Genomic DNA, 14,170 nt, shown 5'->3' with positions numbered 1-14,170 from the left:
CCTTCTTGGTTCTTGTGCGTCCGAATATAGCTGTGCATCTACGCTTTTCAGCTGGACAAGGCATCCCGGAGAGCCTTGGCGGCAGCAGCAGGATCCTCGGCGCTGTAGATCGAGCCACCCGCAACAGCGATCTCGGCGCCGGAATCACGAACTGCGACGATGGTGTCGACCTTGACGCCACCGGCGATGGAGAACGGAACGCCCGCGATCTTGCCGTCGTCGAGCAATGCCTGAATCGAGTAGCCCGGTTGCGCTTGCTCGTCGAGACCCGCGTGTAGTTCGACGAACGCGACCCCGAGCTTCGAGAGTTCACGTGCCCGCTCGACGCGGTCCACGACACCGATCAGGTCGGCGGCAACCTTCTTGCCGTGCTTGGTGCCGGCTTCGACTGCGCCCTTAACTGTTGCGTCACCTGCAGATCCGAGCACTGTGACGATGTCTGCTCCTGCTGCGAATGCGATGTCTGCTTCCAAAAAGCCCGCATCGGCGGTCTTGAGGTCGGCAAAAACTTCCTTGTCCGGGTGTGCAGCCTTGATGGCGCTGATGACGCGCAGACCTTCACTCTTGATGAGCGGGGTGCCGAGTTCGATGATATCGACGTACGGTGCCACTTTGTTGGTCAGCGAGAGTGCGTCAGCGGTGGTGAGTAGATCCAACGCAACCTGAAGCTTTGTCATGATGATTCCTTCTGAGAGAGTTGATATTCGGGTTTCGAGCACTTCATCCGATGGTCGCGTGGCGAGCCCACAATGTTTCCGCGGTTTGCCCGCTCTCGACCCACATGGAATGGAAGAGTGCATCGAATGCGAGGAGCACGGATTGTTCGAACAGGCTGCCCGCGTACTGAGTCGTGACAGTGCCACTTCGGTCCAGTTTGTCGGCGGCTTCGATGGTCAGTACGAGGGTGGATGTGTCTGCCAGGAGGGAATCGGCTGCCGTGGTCACAGCGATCACAGATGCACCGACGTCGAGTGCGGTGCGAGCCGCGGCGACAACCGTCGTCGTCGTACCCGAGCCGGATACCGCAATGACCACGTCACCCTGCGCGACGGCAGGTGCAGTGGACTCTCCGGCAACATGGACAGTCAGCCCGAGGTGCATGAGTCTCATGGCGGCCATCTCCGAGGCCAACCTGCTTCGTCCGTTTCCGATGACGAAAACTGCTGTGGCATCACCGATGATTCGAGCAGCACTGCGCCAGGCGGCGTCATCGAGTTGGGCCAGTACTCGGGCGTTCTCGTCGAGTACACGTGTACGCGCCGCCAAGAACGTCTGTGCGAATTCGCTTGTCGTCGATCCCATCGAGAACCTTTCCGTGTGTGTACGACTCCAGGTTGCCCCTACGCACCGTCGGAAGAACTCCGCATTATGGCCAGACCTCACTGGTCGAATGGCCAGTACTCGGCCAGTGGCCTAGTACTAAGCTCGTGTCATGGCAACACCCTCGACGCCGATCGACTCCGCTGCGACGGAGTTGTTCAGAACCGTTCGCGACGTCGTGTCCGGACCCCTGGTCGAGATCGCCTCACGGTTTTCCGCATGGGTGGGCACCGACTACCCTCATTCGGCCCTGATCATCTTCACCAGGGAATGCACCGGGCGACCCCGGAAAGTCAGTGGCGATCCGACCATCGTCGACAGCACCACGATTGCCGAACTCGATGCGATCAAAGAGTCGCTTTCACCGGAGCAGCCTTCGATGGACAACAGCGCTGCACTGGGAGGCGAGCTGCGCCGGATCGCCGCGCTGCTCGACGACGCGACCGGAACATTGCTGGTACTGGTTCCGAGACCGTCTGCACAGAGATTCGACATCCATTCGCGAACCGGCGCCGCGTTCGGCTTGGTGGCTACAGCGATCCAACAGCAAGTGATCCAAGCGTCGCCCGCCTATCTTGCTGAATCACTGGCGGCGTCCAGCGAACGTGCACGAGCGATTTCCGAAATGGTCGATGTGCAGGCGGGGACATTGACATCACTGCTGGCAACCCTGCGATCTAACGATCTCGACGATCGACGGGCCAGGGAGACAGCAAGTCTCACAGCGTCGGCTGCTCTGATCGGACTCCGGTCGACGGAGGAGTCCAATCGAGAACTCGCCCAGGAAGCTGTGACCACGGCGTTCGCGCGGCTGCGTGGCGAGCTAGGTCCACTGCTCGATCAGCAGTCCATAGCCGTCGAGTACGTCGATCCTCCCGCCGACGGTCGGCCGGTGCCTGGGGAGGTCGCGCGCGCCGCACGCGCCGCGGTGAGAACTGTCGCGCTGGCCTACGCCGCACAGCCGGACATACGCCGAATCCGCATTGCCTGGGACTGCGACGGCACAAATCTCCTTCTCGAATTACGCGACGACGGAGGCGGTTCGGTCGATCTCGACGCCCTGTCGTTACAGCTCACGGGCAGGGTACAGACGCTGCGCGGAGAGATCTCGTTCGAATCGACCCCCGGGTGGGGTTCGCGCGTGAAAATCACCTTGCCCCTGGACCCGCCGGCGTCGTTACCGGACGAACAGCTGTTGGCGAATCTGAACGCGCGCGAACTCCAGGTGCTCGGCCATCTGGCAATCGGTAGGCGCAACAAGGCCATCGCGGCTGAGTTGGCACTGAGCGAAAGCACCGTGAAGTTCTACGTCGCAAGCATTTTGAAGAAGCTCGACGTGAGTACCCGCGGTGAGGCCGGTGCCCTGGGGTTGGAGGCTGGTGTCAAAGCTGATCTTCGATGACCGGTGTGCTCGCTAGGTAGCGAAATCCAATGAACCGAGGGTATCGACGCGAAGCGAATACGTGTGACCGGTGCGTAGGGTGACAGCGTCGGTCATCGCACCGGCGAGCACCAACGATCCTGCCGCAAGCACATTGCCGCACGCTGCCACGTGCTCTGCGAGTAGCACCAAGGACCGCAGCGGATCGCCCAGAACGGCTGACCCCGCAGCCTCGTGCACGACCGCTCCGTCCACTTCCACGGCACAGCTGAGCGACGCAAGTGCACCGATGCGGTCGAGTCGGTGCGGTGGGCCGAGGAGCACTCCAGCAGCACTCGTGTTGTCGGCAATCACGTCACCGAGACCGAACCGATAATCGGTGAAGCGGGAGTCGAGAATCTCGGCCCCGACAGTCACTGAGTCCACGAGCATCGCGGCCTCGTCCAGGGTGATCGGCGCCGAGATGTCCTGGGCGGTCACGAATACGATCTCCGGCTCGATGCGCGGCTGCACCCAACGGTGCAGTTCGCGTGTCACTCGAGCTGCCTCGAACAGCATCGCGTCTGTCAGGAACCCGACGATCGGCGTGTCCACGCCCATTCTTCGTTGCTTCGCTCGGCTGGTCAATCCGAGCTTCGCGCCGATCGTTCGCTCGCCGTCTGCCACTCGGCTCCGGTGATCCTCGTCTTGTACTGCGTAGCCCCAATCCTCGGTCAGGCCGGACTCTGTATCGCTGAACGGTTCTACGGTGTGGCCGGACAACCGTGCAGCCGCGAGAATTCGAGCGGCGTTCGCTGCCGCAATCACGCGTCGGCCCCGGCTGCATTGAATGCGAGTCCACTGGATGCAGCACCGTTCGTTGCAAAGACGTAGCTGGCCTCGACGATCTGACCGATCAGCTGAACCTCGTCCTCGTCACGGGGTCCGTAGACCATCACGAAACCGACAGCGAGACGTGTCCCGGCCCACGGATGCATCCGTCCACGTCCGTGAGCGACCAGATCCGCGGCCTGGTCGGCAGGAAGTACGAGATGCAACGAGCCGTCGTACGACGGATGCAGATGCGCGAACTCGCGCGCGGAGGGCACCAGAAAGTTCTCACTGACTGCTGCCCCATCTGCAATCGTCAGCGCGCGGGCTCCCGGTACCGAGATGTGCGAGGGACCCACTGCCACACCAGGGAGCACCGCGATGTCGTGCAACAGTCTCTCCTGTAGCGCTGCCGGTGGTGTTTCGGAGAGCTGCTGCTGCGGAATCGACCACGACACGCGTGGATGGCCGCCGCGACGCGCAGACAGTCGTCCACCCGTCACCGTCGGCCAGTCGACATCACTTCGCGGTCCCGGTGTCGGCACCGGTCGACTCGCGATGAAGTGCACTCTGGATGCGATCCATTCCCCCAACGCCGACACGATCGGGGCGCTCAGTCCATGACCACCCGGGTCGCGATGAGCATCGGCGGGGGCACCCGATTCACTGGTCACGTACTCCCACGTTCGCGAGAGCAACTCAGCCGGAATGACACGATCGCCGTCGCCCTGTGCGATGAAGATCGGGAGGTGTGCCAGGCGACCCGCGTCGACCGGGACACCCGCGTCGAACGGGAGCGTGCCGTAGAGGATTGCCGCGCCGGCGTAGCGGGCAGGGTCATCCAGAGCAAGTCCACCCGCGAACGCCGCACCGCCGCTGAAGCCGACAAGTATCACCGGTCGGCCGGCGGACGAAACGGAGTCCAACCAGCTCCGAAACCAAGCCATCGTCGATTCGAGGGAACTGGCGATCGGTCGCCCGATTCCGCGGTTGGCGAACCACGCGAACCCACCCCCTTCGGCGATCGGTGCTCGAACTGCCACATATCGTGGGCCTATCGGCAAGTGCGGGGCGATCGAGATGATGTCTTCATCGTTGGATCCGCGGCCGTGCAGCAGAACTACGAGTGGAGCGTTGTCGTCGGTCGAACCGTAGGTCGAGGTGACGGGATCGGTGTGCTCGTTCATGGGGGTGTCGCTCTCGTCAGTAGGTTTCGGTCACGCAGTGAGGCCGAAGCCGCCTGTCCACGAGATTTTCTCGCGTGCAGCCAGTGTCATCTGCAGAAACCCGACGCTCTCGAGCTCACGCGCACGAGCGAGTGAACCGGCGTCGACGGCCACGAGGCCTGCAGATTCGACGACCTGCGCCAGCGCCGACTTGGCGTCCTCGTTGTCGCCTGCAATCAACACAGACGTCGGCGCTTGCCCCAGAGTTCCGTCGACGAGGGTGCTTGCGAAGTTCGTGTTGAAAGCCTTGACCACATGGGCGTTCGGGAGCGCTCCAGCGATCTTCGCCGTCGCGGAACTATCAGCCGGAACGGTCAAGGAGTCGAAAGTCTCGAAGTTCACCGGGTTCGTGATGTCGACGACGACTCGGCCCGCGAGCGAGTCGCCACGCTCGGCGATGACGTCATCGAGCGCCGAAAACGGCAGTGCTAATACGACGATGTCTCCGGACACCGGCGTTGCCGCGTCTGTGCGCGTCAGCTCCTGAACCGAGTGACCGCCCTTGGCCGCCAGCTCTCCGATTGCCTTGCCCATGTTGCCGGTTCCGATGATGGACACAGTTGCCATGACGAACTCCTGAGAAACGATTCGGTTGGTTGATGCTTCAACCTTGCGCCTTTTTTGTTGTAGCGTCAAGTAAAAGAGGTACGGTGTGACCATGGACACCAACTGGCTGAACGAGATGGAGCGTGCAGCGTGGTTGCGACTCCTCGCTGTCGTGGAGTTGCTACCCGGGGTTCTGGAACAGCAGTTGCGTCGAGACGCGGGGCTGTCCCACTTCGAGTACTTCGTCCTCACGCGGTTGTCCGAGGCAGACGACCGTACGTTGCGCATGAATGTTCTCGCCCGGCGGACGAATTCGACCTTGGCGCGCCTGTCGCACGTGGTACGACGGCTGGAGACGCACGATCTGATACAACGACGCCCGTGCCCTACCGACGGGCGCGCCACGAACGCCACTCTGACCGAGAAAGGTTGGCACGCAGTCGAGTCGGCCGCACCGGACCACCTCGCTGCAGTCCGCCGCAACGTCGTCGACGCCCTCACCGCAGAACAGCTCCTGCAGCTCCGAGACATCTGCGATGTCCTGCTACCGCATCTGGACCGATCCGGCAGCTTGACCGACCTGTACGACGACCCGCACTAAGCCGACAATTCTCTGCGGCGCATACGCCACCGCGTCCATTTCATCGACAGCACCATCAACCGAGGAACGACGAAGTACGCCGACGTGGGAACCACGATGGCCGTCAAGAGAAGGGCTCTGAACCAGGTGGGCCACGCCCCTGTGATCGGACCGAGAAATGCCATGCCGGACATACCAAGGGTGACGAGGGGGAAGATCGAAATCCAGGTCAGCAGAACCCTGACATGAATCGACGGGGCTCCGGTCGACGCGATCGTCGCCTGTCGGGCGTCACCGACCGGACGCCGTTGTGCTCTCGGCTGAGCGAGATGTTCCAAAACTGCGGAGGCAACCGCGAGCGACTCCATGCAACCGACCTTCCATCTCCAACTGAACAGTTGGAGATGAGCGTATGCCCGGTCGCGTCGAATCTCCAACCGAACAGTTGGAGATGGACTAGAGTGAGCCCGTGGCGTGGGACATCGAAGGTACGAAGCGTTCGTTGCTCGAGGCCGGCACCGGAGAGTTTGCAACACACGGCCTTGCCGGTGCTCGCGTGGATCGCATCGCCTCCGCGGCCGGAATCAGCAAGGAACGCATCTACCAATACTTCGGTAACAAGCAAGCACTCTTCAGCGCCGTACTGAACAAGGAGCTGTCGACGTCGCTCACCGCGGTTGCAATCACCGGACACGGCCCCTCAGCCCTGGCCGATTACGCACGCAGGCGATTCGATTACCAGCGCGCAAATCCATCTTTGACGAGACTGCTGTTCTGGGAAGGTTTGGAACGAGAGCCCTTCCACGCGGACGAATCTCGCCGTGAACACGCCCGAAACCTCGTCGGTGAGGCTCGCGCGGCAGTCCCCGAACTGTCGGAAGCCGACGCCCAAGAGATCCTGATCACCATCATCACCCTGGTCGACGGCTGGGTAGCTCTGCAGGCCACGGACCGGCAGATCGCCGGCCTCCCTTCGGACGAGAACGCACGAGCAGAACGCCGACGCGAGTTCATCGTGGAGGCCGTTCGATCGGTCACATCGACACTTGTGGGCCGGAAACCGCGGTAGTGCACAGACGCGCGCCGGGCACGTTGCGTCCCTGTGTTCGTCTCAGCCGCGTCGAGCCAGAATTCGCTGCGCGACGGTGCAATCCGCCGATCGAGACGTTCGGGGCACATGGCTGCGCGCTCCGAGCAAGCCCTGAGCGATGTCTTCGCGGACTATACTCGGGCAGTGCGAAAGGTCATCGGTGTCTCGAACCTGGATCTCAACCTGCTGGTCTCGCTCGACGCGCTCCTCCAGCACAAGAGTGTGACCAAGGCGGCTGGGCAGCTCGGCTCGAGTCAACCCACGCTGTCGGCGGCACTGGCACGCCTGCGTAGGCATTTCAACGACGAGCTGTTGTACCGCGTCGGAAACGAGTACCACCTCACGCCACTGGCGGCCGAGCTACGCCAACGTGCCAGGCTGGCTCTCGACGGTGTCGAACGTGTGTTTTCAGCTCAGCCGGAATTCGATCCGGCCGAGTCGCTACGCGAGTTCGATGTCCTGGTAAGCGATTACGGCATAACGGTTCTCGGAGACACTCTTGCGAGACTGTTCACCGAGGCTGCACCGCACGCCCGCCTACGCTTTCGACCCACCAGTCCGGATTCGGTCGCGCGCGCCGATCAAACGCTCGTCGGAACCGACCTCATGCTCGTACCGCACGGATTCGTCACCGATCTACCCCACCAGGATCTGTATCGGGACCGCTGGGTCATGGTGGTCTCGTCGGACAACGACACCATCGGGGCCGAGGCCACCGTGGAGGACTTGAAGACATCACCCTGGGTCGTGGTTTTTCATGGAAACTCCGCCGCCACCCCGGCCGACCGCCAGCTACGGATGCTAGGAATCGAACCGCAGGTACAGATCGTCACCGAGAGCTTCCTCACCGTCCCCAACCTCGTTGCAGGCAGCAATCGCATAGCGTTACTTCAGGAGCAATTGGTCAAACTGCTCCCCCTCAATTCAGGTCTACGGACGATGCAGTGCCCGGTCGAGGTCGGAGAGCTGGTCGAAGCCATGTGGTGGCACCCCGTCTACAACCGCGACCCGGAGCACATCTTTCTCCGTGAGATCGTTCTTCGGGCCGCGGAACTGGCCACTCGTGAACTGAAATGACGGTACGAAAGCCTACTTCACCGCGATCGGATTGACCGGTGCTCCGACGGCGCCGGTCACCGGGATGGGAGCAGCGGTGAGGAAGAACTCGAACACACCGTCGGTAGCGCAATCGGCACTCAACTCGTCGAGATCCCACATCTCACCGAGAAACAAGCCGATGTTGGGAATCGCAACCTGATGCAACGGCTGAAACGCCACATCGAACTCGTTGGGTCGAACCTCGAAGCCCCACGTGTCGGTCGCCACAGCCGCGATCTCACTGTCGTGCAGCCAGTCGGCTGTGGTGAAGGACAGGCCGGGAGCTGCCCCGCCCGCATACTCTCCCCAGCCCTCGCGGCGTACACGACTGAGTTGTCCGGTACGCACCAACACGAGGTCGCCGCGCCTTACTTCAGCGGTGACACCCTGCGCCGAGATGGTGGACTTCAGATGTTCCGTCGTGATGGCGAAGCCATCCGGCAACTCACCGTCCTCACCGAATTGCCTACCCACATCGAGAAGAACACCACGTCCGACTATTCCGTTCGCCACGGTCTCTATGCCGGTAACTCCATCTCCCAGGCTGGTTACGACTGAATCCGCGGGTCGTCCGTTCCACGCAATTCCGTGGTCGAAAATGTGTCCGAGCCCGTCCCATTGCGTCGAACACTGAAGCGGCATGGACACTACATCGTCCGCGCCACCGAGACCGTGTGGAAACCCCTGGATACCCGCGACTGCATCGGTGCCGGTGTCGAGCATCGTATGAACTGGATTCGTTCGCCGTCGCCAACCCTTCTGCGGACCGTCCATATCGAAACTCTGCGACAGCGAGAACGAGACACCCCGCTTGATCAGAGAGCCTGCTGCAGCGCGTAGTTCGTCGGTGATGTAGTTCATGGTGCCGCGAACGTCATCTTCACCCCACTTCCCCCAATTTCGATTGCGCTCAGCAGCTTTCGCAATCTCACCCTCGGGGTCACTACGATCCAGAACGAAAACGCGGTCGGTGCTGGTCATTCGGTGATCCTCTCGGAACGAACTCGTGCGTGGTCGACGATCCGGGCGGGAGGCACAACTGGAACTCGTCGGCTCTCACCGACAGTGTTGGTCAACGTTCCGATACCTTCGACGGTCATCGTCACGATGTCTCCGTGGTGCAGGGGCGGAGGAGATTTCTCTCCACGTCGACCCCACAGCTCGGCAAGACAACCCCCGTTGCCCATGGTTCCGCTGCCCAGTACATCGCCGGGGTGGACCCAGGAGTCGCGCGACGCGTAAGCAACGAGCGAGTCGAAACTCCAACCCATGTTGGCCAACGAATCGTGTCCCGCGCGCTCACCGTTCACGTCTACCGAGCACGAAAGCTCGAGAAACCCGTCTCGATCTCGTCGGTCGGTGAACTCGTCCGCAGTCACGATCCAAGGGCCGAGCGTACTGGCGAAGTCCTTGCCCTTCGCCGGTCCGAGGCCTACTTGCATCTCTCGTCTCTGCACGTCCCTCGCAGACCAATCGTTGAAGATGGTGTAGCCGAATATATGGTTGCCTGCCTCCTCGACCGACACGCTCGACCCGGATCTACCTATCACGGCAGCCACCTCCAACTCGAAGTCCAGTTCTCGACATGCGGCTGGAGGGCTGATCGTCGAGCCCGAACCGGTCACCGTGTATGGGTTGGTGAAATAGAACCGAGGTGCCTCGTACCACGCCTCGCCGACACCACCCCCGCCGACACCGCCCTCGCCGGACATGCTGCGTCGTACGCCCTCGACGTGCTCTTCGAATGCGACGAAGTCGCGGATCGTCCTCGGCTGCAACGGCGCTCGAAGACTGACCTCGCTCAGGTCCGTCGACGGGCCACCGAGTGCGCGCGAACCGATCTCGAGCGCACGATCCAGACCTCCGTCCAGAAGCGACTGGACGGATTCGTCGATCTGATGCACGCGGTCTGCGTGCACCACGCCGGTCGCTATCCGGCCTCCGAGTTCGTACGTTGCGAACCTCATACCGGCGGCGCCACGAACAGACCCTTGTCCGGGTCGTTGAAGGATCTCTGTGCCACGAACTCGTTCATGGCGTTGGCGGTACCCCACTGATCGGACACCTCGGGAGCCGAGAAATCGAGAAGATGAGGATGCCAGGTGTCTTCGTCGAGGACTTCCAGTTCGGTGGTGTATTCCATCGTGTTGCCATTGGGGTCCAGGAAATACGAGAAGGTGTTGTTTCCGGCTTTGTGGCGCCCCGGACCCCAGATCTTCTCGACGCCGGCCCGCAGCATTCGACCGGTCCCACGCATGTACTCGTCGATACCCCTCAGCTCGAACGACGCATGATGCAACGAGACGTGCGGTCCGCGCGCGATCGCCATGCTGTGGTGCTGCGCGTTGGTGCGCAGGAACCACATCATTTCGCCCATTCGCGGGTGCATGAGGGTATCCGACAATTTGAACCCGAACCACTTGTCGTAGAACGCAACCGTCGCCTCGGGGTTCGGAGAATTGAGCACGACATGCGAAAGCTTGACGGGGATCGACTCACCCTCCTCGACCTTCCGGTGCTGTCGCACAGCCACATCGGCAGATACCTCCACCGTGCGACCGTCGATGTCGAAAAATCTGAATCCGTATCCACCGCCCATCGTGTGCAGTGTTCCCGGTTCGTCGACCAGCTGAACACCACCGACCGCCAACTTTTCGGCCAGACTGTCCACCGCAACGGCGTCGGCGACACCGTAGGACACCAGATCCAGTCGCTTCTCGGCACTGTTTCGGATGCGAACTACGTACTGCTCCGGCGATCCCTCTGCTGCGAGATAGGTGATGTCTCCGTCGGTTCCGACATTCGTCAATCCCCACTGGTTGGTGTAGAACTCCAGCTGCTGCTGGTAATCGGGCACCGCGAGATCCACATGCCGTAGGTGCGTGAACGCGTAGTCGTTCATGAGTCAGCTCCTCTCGAGATCGGTGACAGCCCGAGGCGAGCGGCATTGTCACCGAGAACGGATAGTGTTGTGCGCTCCGACAAGGCTGCCGCGCGTACTTCGGCGACTGGATCCACGGTGCCCATGTCGAACGGATAGTCGGAACCGAGCACGACCGAGTCTGGTCCGACCGCGTCGATCAGAGTTCGAAGTGCGGCGGGGCCGTGCACCAACGAATCGAATGTGATTCGCGGCAGATAGCTGCTGGGTCGGTCGACGCAACGGCGCGCTTCCGGACGCACTGCCCACGCGTGGTCCGAACGACCGACGTACGTGGGTAGATACCCGCCACCGTGCGCAGCGATCAACTTCAACGTTGGATGACGATCGAGTACACCGGCGAAGATGATGTGTGACAACGCTACGGCGTTCTCTACTGGTTGCCCCACCGTGTTGGACAGATAGAAACGATCGAGCCTCTCGTCGAGCGAGCACCCGAAGGGATGAAGAAACACCACCGCGCCCAGCTCGGCTGCTCGCGCCCAGAACGGTTCGAGTCGGACATCCGACAGCTCTACCCCGGGCGCGAAGGACGAGATCTCCACGCCGGCCAATCCGCACGTGACGACGGCGTCGTTCAAAGCCCTCACCATGTCCTCCGGATGCTGCAGGGCGACCAAGCCGAGCCCGACAAGCCGACTGGGCTCCTCGGCGACCAATGCTGCGATTCCCCGGTTGGCGCTCGCCGTCACGATTTCGGCCAGCGTGCGCTCAGCCCAGTAGTGGTATTGCGAGGGTGACGGGGACACGACCTGAACGTCGATACCGGCTCGGTCCATGTCGGTCAGCCGTCGATCGAGATCGGTCAGTTGAGCGGCACGACGCGCGACCATGTCTCGGGACACGGCCAGTGACTCCGCCCCGTTTCGTACTCGGTCGAGTGCTCGGTGCGCGTCGAGCCCTGGTTGTCCTGCGACCGCGGCCTCCACCTCGGGCACGATTGCATGGGCGTGAACGTCGATTGTTTCGATACTCACGGTGCCTCGCTTACGAGGGCAGCGACACGCCCCATCAGGCCGGGAATATCGGCATCGGCATCGTGCTCCAACATCCAGGTGCCGATCTGGACCGAGGCTTCGACCACGGCACGAGCCCTCGGCAGCCTCCGAGCGGTGAACGCCTCGAGCACCGTTTCACTTATTTCGTCCGTCGCGAGCACCATCTCGGCGAGAACGAGTGAATCCTCCAGCGCCTGCGCTCCCCCCTGCGCCACTGTGGGCGGACAACAATGTGCTGCGTCACCGATCAGTACGACGCGACCGCGATGCCACGGGCCGTCCAGCACGTGAGTTTCGAACCAGGTGTAATTGACAGTCGCTGGATCATCGATGTGGTTCTTGATGTCGTCCCACGGGCCGTGGTAATTCTGGGCAAGGCCTCGCAACACTTCCAGGCGTTGTTCGGGGCTGGAGCCGGTTCGATCCCGAGCGTCCTCGACGATGTACGCGTACATCGAATTCGGGCCTGTGGGGCAATATCCCGCAATATATCCCGCGCCGCCGTAGATGATGTCGGTACGCGTGACACTGTTCGGGCGTGGTCCGACGAGCCGCCAAATACCCATCCCCGTTGGCTTCGGCATCAGATCGATTCCCACAGCTTTGCGCGTCCACGACCGAACGCCGTCGGCTCCGATCACCAAGTCGTATCGACCCAGTGTTCCATCGGAGAACGTCACATCCACCGCAGATCCGTCCTGAGCCAGGGAATGAGCTGCGGTGCCGAACCGCATGCGCGCGCCGGCCCGTTCGGCTCCGGCATGCAGGATCGACGCCAGCACCGGCCGCTCCATCCCCATACTCGCGGGCAAATCGGATCCACCGGTACGTGCGTCCTTCATTTCGAACAGCAGCGTCCCCGTCGGGTCGGGTGCCCTGAAGCCGAGGGTGTCGAATCCATACCCGTGTTCACGCACCTCGTCCCATACTCCCAGCTCTCTCAGGACGCGGAGTGCATTGCCTTGCAGCGTTATTCCAGATCCGAGCGCGAGATCGCGCGGGCTCGACTCGACGACGTCGACCGACGCGCCTCCCCGCGCGAATGCGATCGCGGCCGCGGATCCGGCAAGTCCAGCCCCAACGACGAGTACGGATGTCATGACGCGTCCACCACCGGCGTCTGCTGGAATCCGAGCCCGGTGATCGTCGACGTCATGACGTCTCCGTCCTGCAACAGGCGCCCCCAGTGCATACCGTTTCCTGCCGGACTTCCGGTCAGCACGAGGTCGCCGGGAAGCAGTCGAACCGTGCGGGATACAGCCGACACCAGTGCCGCGACGTCGAACAGCATGTCGTTGGTCGATTCGTCCTGCATCACCTGTCCGCCGACCTCGAGCGTCAGGCGCATCGCCGACACCTCGCCCGCGTCACTGCGGGGCACGATCCACGGTCCGAGCGGAAGAAATCCTGGCGCGTTCTTGGCGCGTAACCAGTCCGTCCCGATCTCCGGCATGTCTCGGCGGAACACCAGCTCTCGGGTGGTCAGATCGTTCGCGATCGTGAAACCTGCGACTGCTTCCAACGCTTCGTCAGGAGACAGCTGGTACGAGGAGCGTCCGATCACCGCGGCCAACTCGAGTTCCCAATCGTTCTTCTCGGTGCCGGGCGGCAAAGTGACAGCGTCGTAGGGTCCGGTGACAGCAGACGGTAGGCCCACGAAGAAATAGGGTTCACCCTCGGCTTTCCGCTTGTCCATCATCGCTGCGGTCTCCGCTCGAACCTGCTCTTCGGTTCGTCCGTTCGCGATGTCCGCGTGCTTGACAGCAAGATCGATGACGTGCGTACGGTAATTGGCGCCGGCCTGGAGAATCTGACGCGGTTCGATCGGCGCCAGCACTGTCGCATCGTTCAGATCGGTCCAAGCACCCGAGCTCGATCTCGCCGCCTCTCGCAGCAGCGGCAATACCCGGTCCCACTCTTCCAGGACCAGCCGCGTGTGGACGGGAGCGTCGAGTCCGAGCCTCTCTGCGACGGAATCGAGGTCCAGAAGTTTGCCGGACGACAGCGCTACCGCGTGCGGCCCGTCCGCGAGCAAGGCCGTACCGAGCGCGAACGACGGGAGAGGTAAAGAAGCAGTATCCACGAAAGATGCCTTCGGTCGAAACAGATGGGGTTGCCCACAACTCTCGTATGCGGTGGCGGCATCGGTCAAAGAGATAATCCAGATACCCGCTATCAGC

Annotated in this window: 16 protein-coding genes; 4 read left to right on the top strand and 12 right to left on the bottom strand. The window is 62.2% G+C overall.

Translation table 11 applies throughout. The features are described 5' to 3' along the window. Positions 1–47 precede the first annotated feature (47 nt). Together hxlA and hxlB are read right to left on the bottom strand one after the other, a co-directional pair. Positions 48–677: a 3-hexulose-6-phosphate synthase gene (hxlA, locus tag ACFULT_RS24735; RefSeq protein WP_037112944.1), complete on the bottom strand. Its 630-nt coding sequence runs from the start codon at positions 675–677 to the stop codon at positions 48–50. Between the two features lie 43 nt (positions 678–720). Beyond that, a complete protein-coding gene (gene hxlB / locus ACFULT_RS24730) occupies positions 721–1,302 on the bottom strand; it encodes a 6-phospho-3-hexuloisomerase (RefSeq protein ID WP_378482802.1) in 582 nt (193 codons plus the stop codon). Positions 1,303–1,432: 130 nt separating this feature from the next. On the opposite strand from hxlB, the gene ACFULT_RS24725 reads away from it, so the two are divergent. Beyond that, a complete protein-coding gene (locus ACFULT_RS24725; RefSeq protein WP_094721572.1) occupies positions 1,433–2,722 on the top strand; it encodes a LuxR C-terminal-related transcriptional regulator in 1,290 nt (429 codons plus the stop codon). Between the two features lie 12 nt (positions 2,723–2,734). Here the strand turns inward: ACFULT_RS24725 and ACFULT_RS24720 are convergent, their stop codons facing one another. From ACFULT_RS24720 to ACFULT_RS24710, 3 genes are read right to left on the bottom strand one after another with little or no spacing between them, the layout of a single operon-like run. Further along, a complete protein-coding gene (locus tag ACFULT_RS24720; protein ID WP_217900782.1) occupies positions 2,735–3,508 on the bottom strand; it encodes a 2-keto-4-pentenoate hydratase in 774 nt (257 codons plus the stop codon). After that, the gene (locus ACFULT_RS24715) at positions 3,505–4,698 is read right to left on the bottom strand and encodes a luciferase family protein (RefSeq protein ID WP_378482801.1); all 1,194 of its coding nucleotides are present in this window, start codon (positions 4,696–4,698) and stop codon (positions 3,505–3,507) included. Before ACFULT_RS24715 ends, ACFULT_RS24720 begins: the two co-directional genes overlap by 4 nt. A gap of 30 nt (positions 4,699–4,728) precedes the next feature. After that, positions 4,729–5,304 (bottom strand): NADPH-dependent F420 reductase, encoded by a 576-nt coding sequence (locus ACFULT_RS24710; RefSeq protein WP_094721570.1) that lies wholly within the window; start codon positions 5,302–5,304, stop codon positions 4,729–4,731. Positions 5,305–5,395: 91 nt separating this feature from the next. On the opposite strand from ACFULT_RS24710, the gene ACFULT_RS24705 reads away from it, so the two are divergent. Then, a complete protein-coding gene (locus ACFULT_RS24705) occupies positions 5,396–5,884 on the top strand; it encodes a MarR family winged helix-turn-helix transcriptional regulator (RefSeq protein WP_037112933.1) in 489 nt (162 codons plus the stop codon). Here ACFULT_RS24705 and ACFULT_RS24700 read toward each other — a convergent pair. Then, a complete protein-coding gene (locus ACFULT_RS24700; RefSeq protein ID WP_037112931.1) occupies positions 5,881–6,231 on the bottom strand; it encodes a hypothetical protein in 351 nt (116 codons plus the stop codon). The two genes, ACFULT_RS24705 and ACFULT_RS24700, sit on opposite strands and share 4 nt — an antisense overlap. A gap of 101 nt (positions 6,232–6,332) precedes the next feature. Between ACFULT_RS24700 and ACFULT_RS24695 the strand changes: the two genes are divergently transcribed. Then, positions 6,333–6,932, top strand: a complete 600-nt coding sequence (locus ACFULT_RS24695; protein ID WP_037112930.1) for a TetR/AcrR family transcriptional regulator — start codon at positions 6,333–6,335, stop codon at positions 6,930–6,932. Between the two features lie 165 nt (positions 6,933–7,097). Next, positions 7,098–8,030: a LysR family transcriptional regulator gene (locus tag ACFULT_RS24690; protein WP_241483912.1), complete on the top strand. Its 933-nt coding sequence runs from the start codon at positions 7,098–7,100 to the stop codon at positions 8,028–8,030. A 12-nt stretch (positions 8,031–8,042) separates the two neighbouring features. Here the strand turns inward: ACFULT_RS24690 and ACFULT_RS24685 are convergent, their stop codons facing one another. Genes ACFULT_RS24685 through ACFULT_RS24660 form a run of 6 tightly spaced genes read right to left on the bottom strand, consistent with a single transcriptional unit; the run spans position 8,043 to position 14,073 of the window. Further along, positions 8,043–9,032: a cyclase family protein gene (locus ACFULT_RS24685; RefSeq protein ID WP_170945329.1), complete on the bottom strand. Its 990-nt coding sequence runs from the start codon at positions 9,030–9,032 to the stop codon at positions 8,043–8,045. Next, on the bottom strand, positions 9,029–10,018 hold the full coding sequence (locus tag ACFULT_RS24680) for a fumarylacetoacetate hydrolase family protein (RefSeq protein ID WP_378482800.1): 990 nt from the start codon (positions 10,016–10,018) through the stop codon (positions 9,029–9,031). Before ACFULT_RS24680 ends, ACFULT_RS24685 begins: the two co-directional genes overlap by 4 nt. Continuing rightward, the gene (locus ACFULT_RS24675) at positions 10,015–10,953 is read right to left on the bottom strand and encodes a VOC family protein (RefSeq protein WP_037112928.1); all 939 of its coding nucleotides are present in this window, start codon (positions 10,951–10,953) and stop codon (positions 10,015–10,017) included. Before ACFULT_RS24675 ends, ACFULT_RS24680 begins: the two co-directional genes overlap by 4 nt. Continuing rightward, complete coding sequence (locus ACFULT_RS24670) at positions 10,950–11,969, bottom strand: amidohydrolase family protein (RefSeq protein ID WP_378482799.1); 1,020 nt, start codon at positions 11,967–11,969, stop codon at positions 10,950–10,952. The genes ACFULT_RS24675 and ACFULT_RS24670 overlap by 4 nt, the downstream gene beginning before the upstream one ends. Beyond that, a complete protein-coding gene (locus ACFULT_RS24665) occupies positions 11,966–13,090 on the bottom strand; it encodes an FAD-dependent monooxygenase (RefSeq protein WP_378482798.1) in 1,125 nt (374 codons plus the stop codon). Before ACFULT_RS24665 ends, ACFULT_RS24670 begins: the two co-directional genes overlap by 4 nt. Then, complete coding sequence (locus ACFULT_RS24660) at positions 13,087–14,073, bottom strand: fumarylacetoacetate hydrolase family protein (RefSeq protein WP_378482797.1); 987 nt, start codon at positions 14,071–14,073, stop codon at positions 13,087–13,089. The genes ACFULT_RS24665 and ACFULT_RS24660 overlap by 4 nt, the downstream gene beginning before the upstream one ends. Positions 14,074–14,170: the final 97 nt, after the last annotated feature.

Source organism: Rhodococcus sp. NPDC057297 (assembly GCF_042667435.1).
Classification (GTDB): domain Bacteria; phylum Actinomycetota; class Actinomycetes; order Mycobacteriales; family Mycobacteriaceae; genus Rhodococcoides.
This window is presented reverse-complemented; position numbering and strand designations above follow the sequence as displayed.

What these genes read in the sequence shown, in the direction of transcription:
- ACFULT_RS24705 (WP_037112933.1), top strand. Translation starts at nt 5,396, where the DNA reads ATGGACACCAACTGGCTGAACGAGATGGAGCGTGCAGCGTGGTTGCGA.
- ACFULT_RS24675 (WP_037112928.1), bottom strand. Translation starts at nt 10,953, where the DNA reads ATGAACGACTACGCGTTCACGCACCTACGGCATGTGGATCTCGCGGTG.
- ACFULT_RS24710 (WP_094721570.1), bottom strand. Translation starts at nt 5,304, where the DNA reads ATGGCAACTGTGTCCATCATCGGAACCGGCAACATGGGCAAGGCAATC.
- ACFULT_RS24725 (WP_094721572.1), top strand. Translation starts at nt 1,433, where the DNA reads ATGGCAACACCCTCGACGCCGATCGACTCCGCTGCGACGGAGTTGTTC.
- ACFULT_RS24700 (WP_037112931.1), bottom strand. Translation starts at nt 6,231, where the DNA reads ATGGAGTCGCTCGCGGTTGCCTCCGCAGTTTTGGAACATCTCGCTCAG.
- hxlB (WP_378482802.1), bottom strand. Translation starts at nt 1,302, where the DNA reads ATGGGATCGACGACAAGCGAATTCGCACAGACGTTCTTGGCGGCGCGT.
- ACFULT_RS24715 (WP_378482801.1), bottom strand. Translation starts at nt 4,698, where the DNA reads ATGAACGAGCACACCGATCCCGTCACCTCGACCTACGGTTCGACCGAC.
- hxlA (WP_037112944.1), bottom strand. Translation starts at nt 677, where the DNA reads ATGACAAAGCTTCAGGTTGCGTTGGATCTACTCACCACCGCTGACGCA.
- ACFULT_RS24685 (WP_170945329.1), bottom strand. Translation starts at nt 9,032, where the DNA reads ATGACCAGCACCGACCGCGTTTTCGTTCTGGATCGTAGTGACCCCGAG.
- ACFULT_RS24665 (WP_378482798.1), bottom strand. Translation starts at nt 13,090, where the DNA reads ATGACATCCGTACTCGTCGTTGGGGCTGGACTTGCCGGATCCGCGGCC.
- ACFULT_RS24680 (WP_378482800.1), bottom strand. Translation starts at nt 10,018, where the DNA reads ATGAGGTTCGCAACGTACGAACTCGGAGGCCGGATAGCGACCGGCGTG.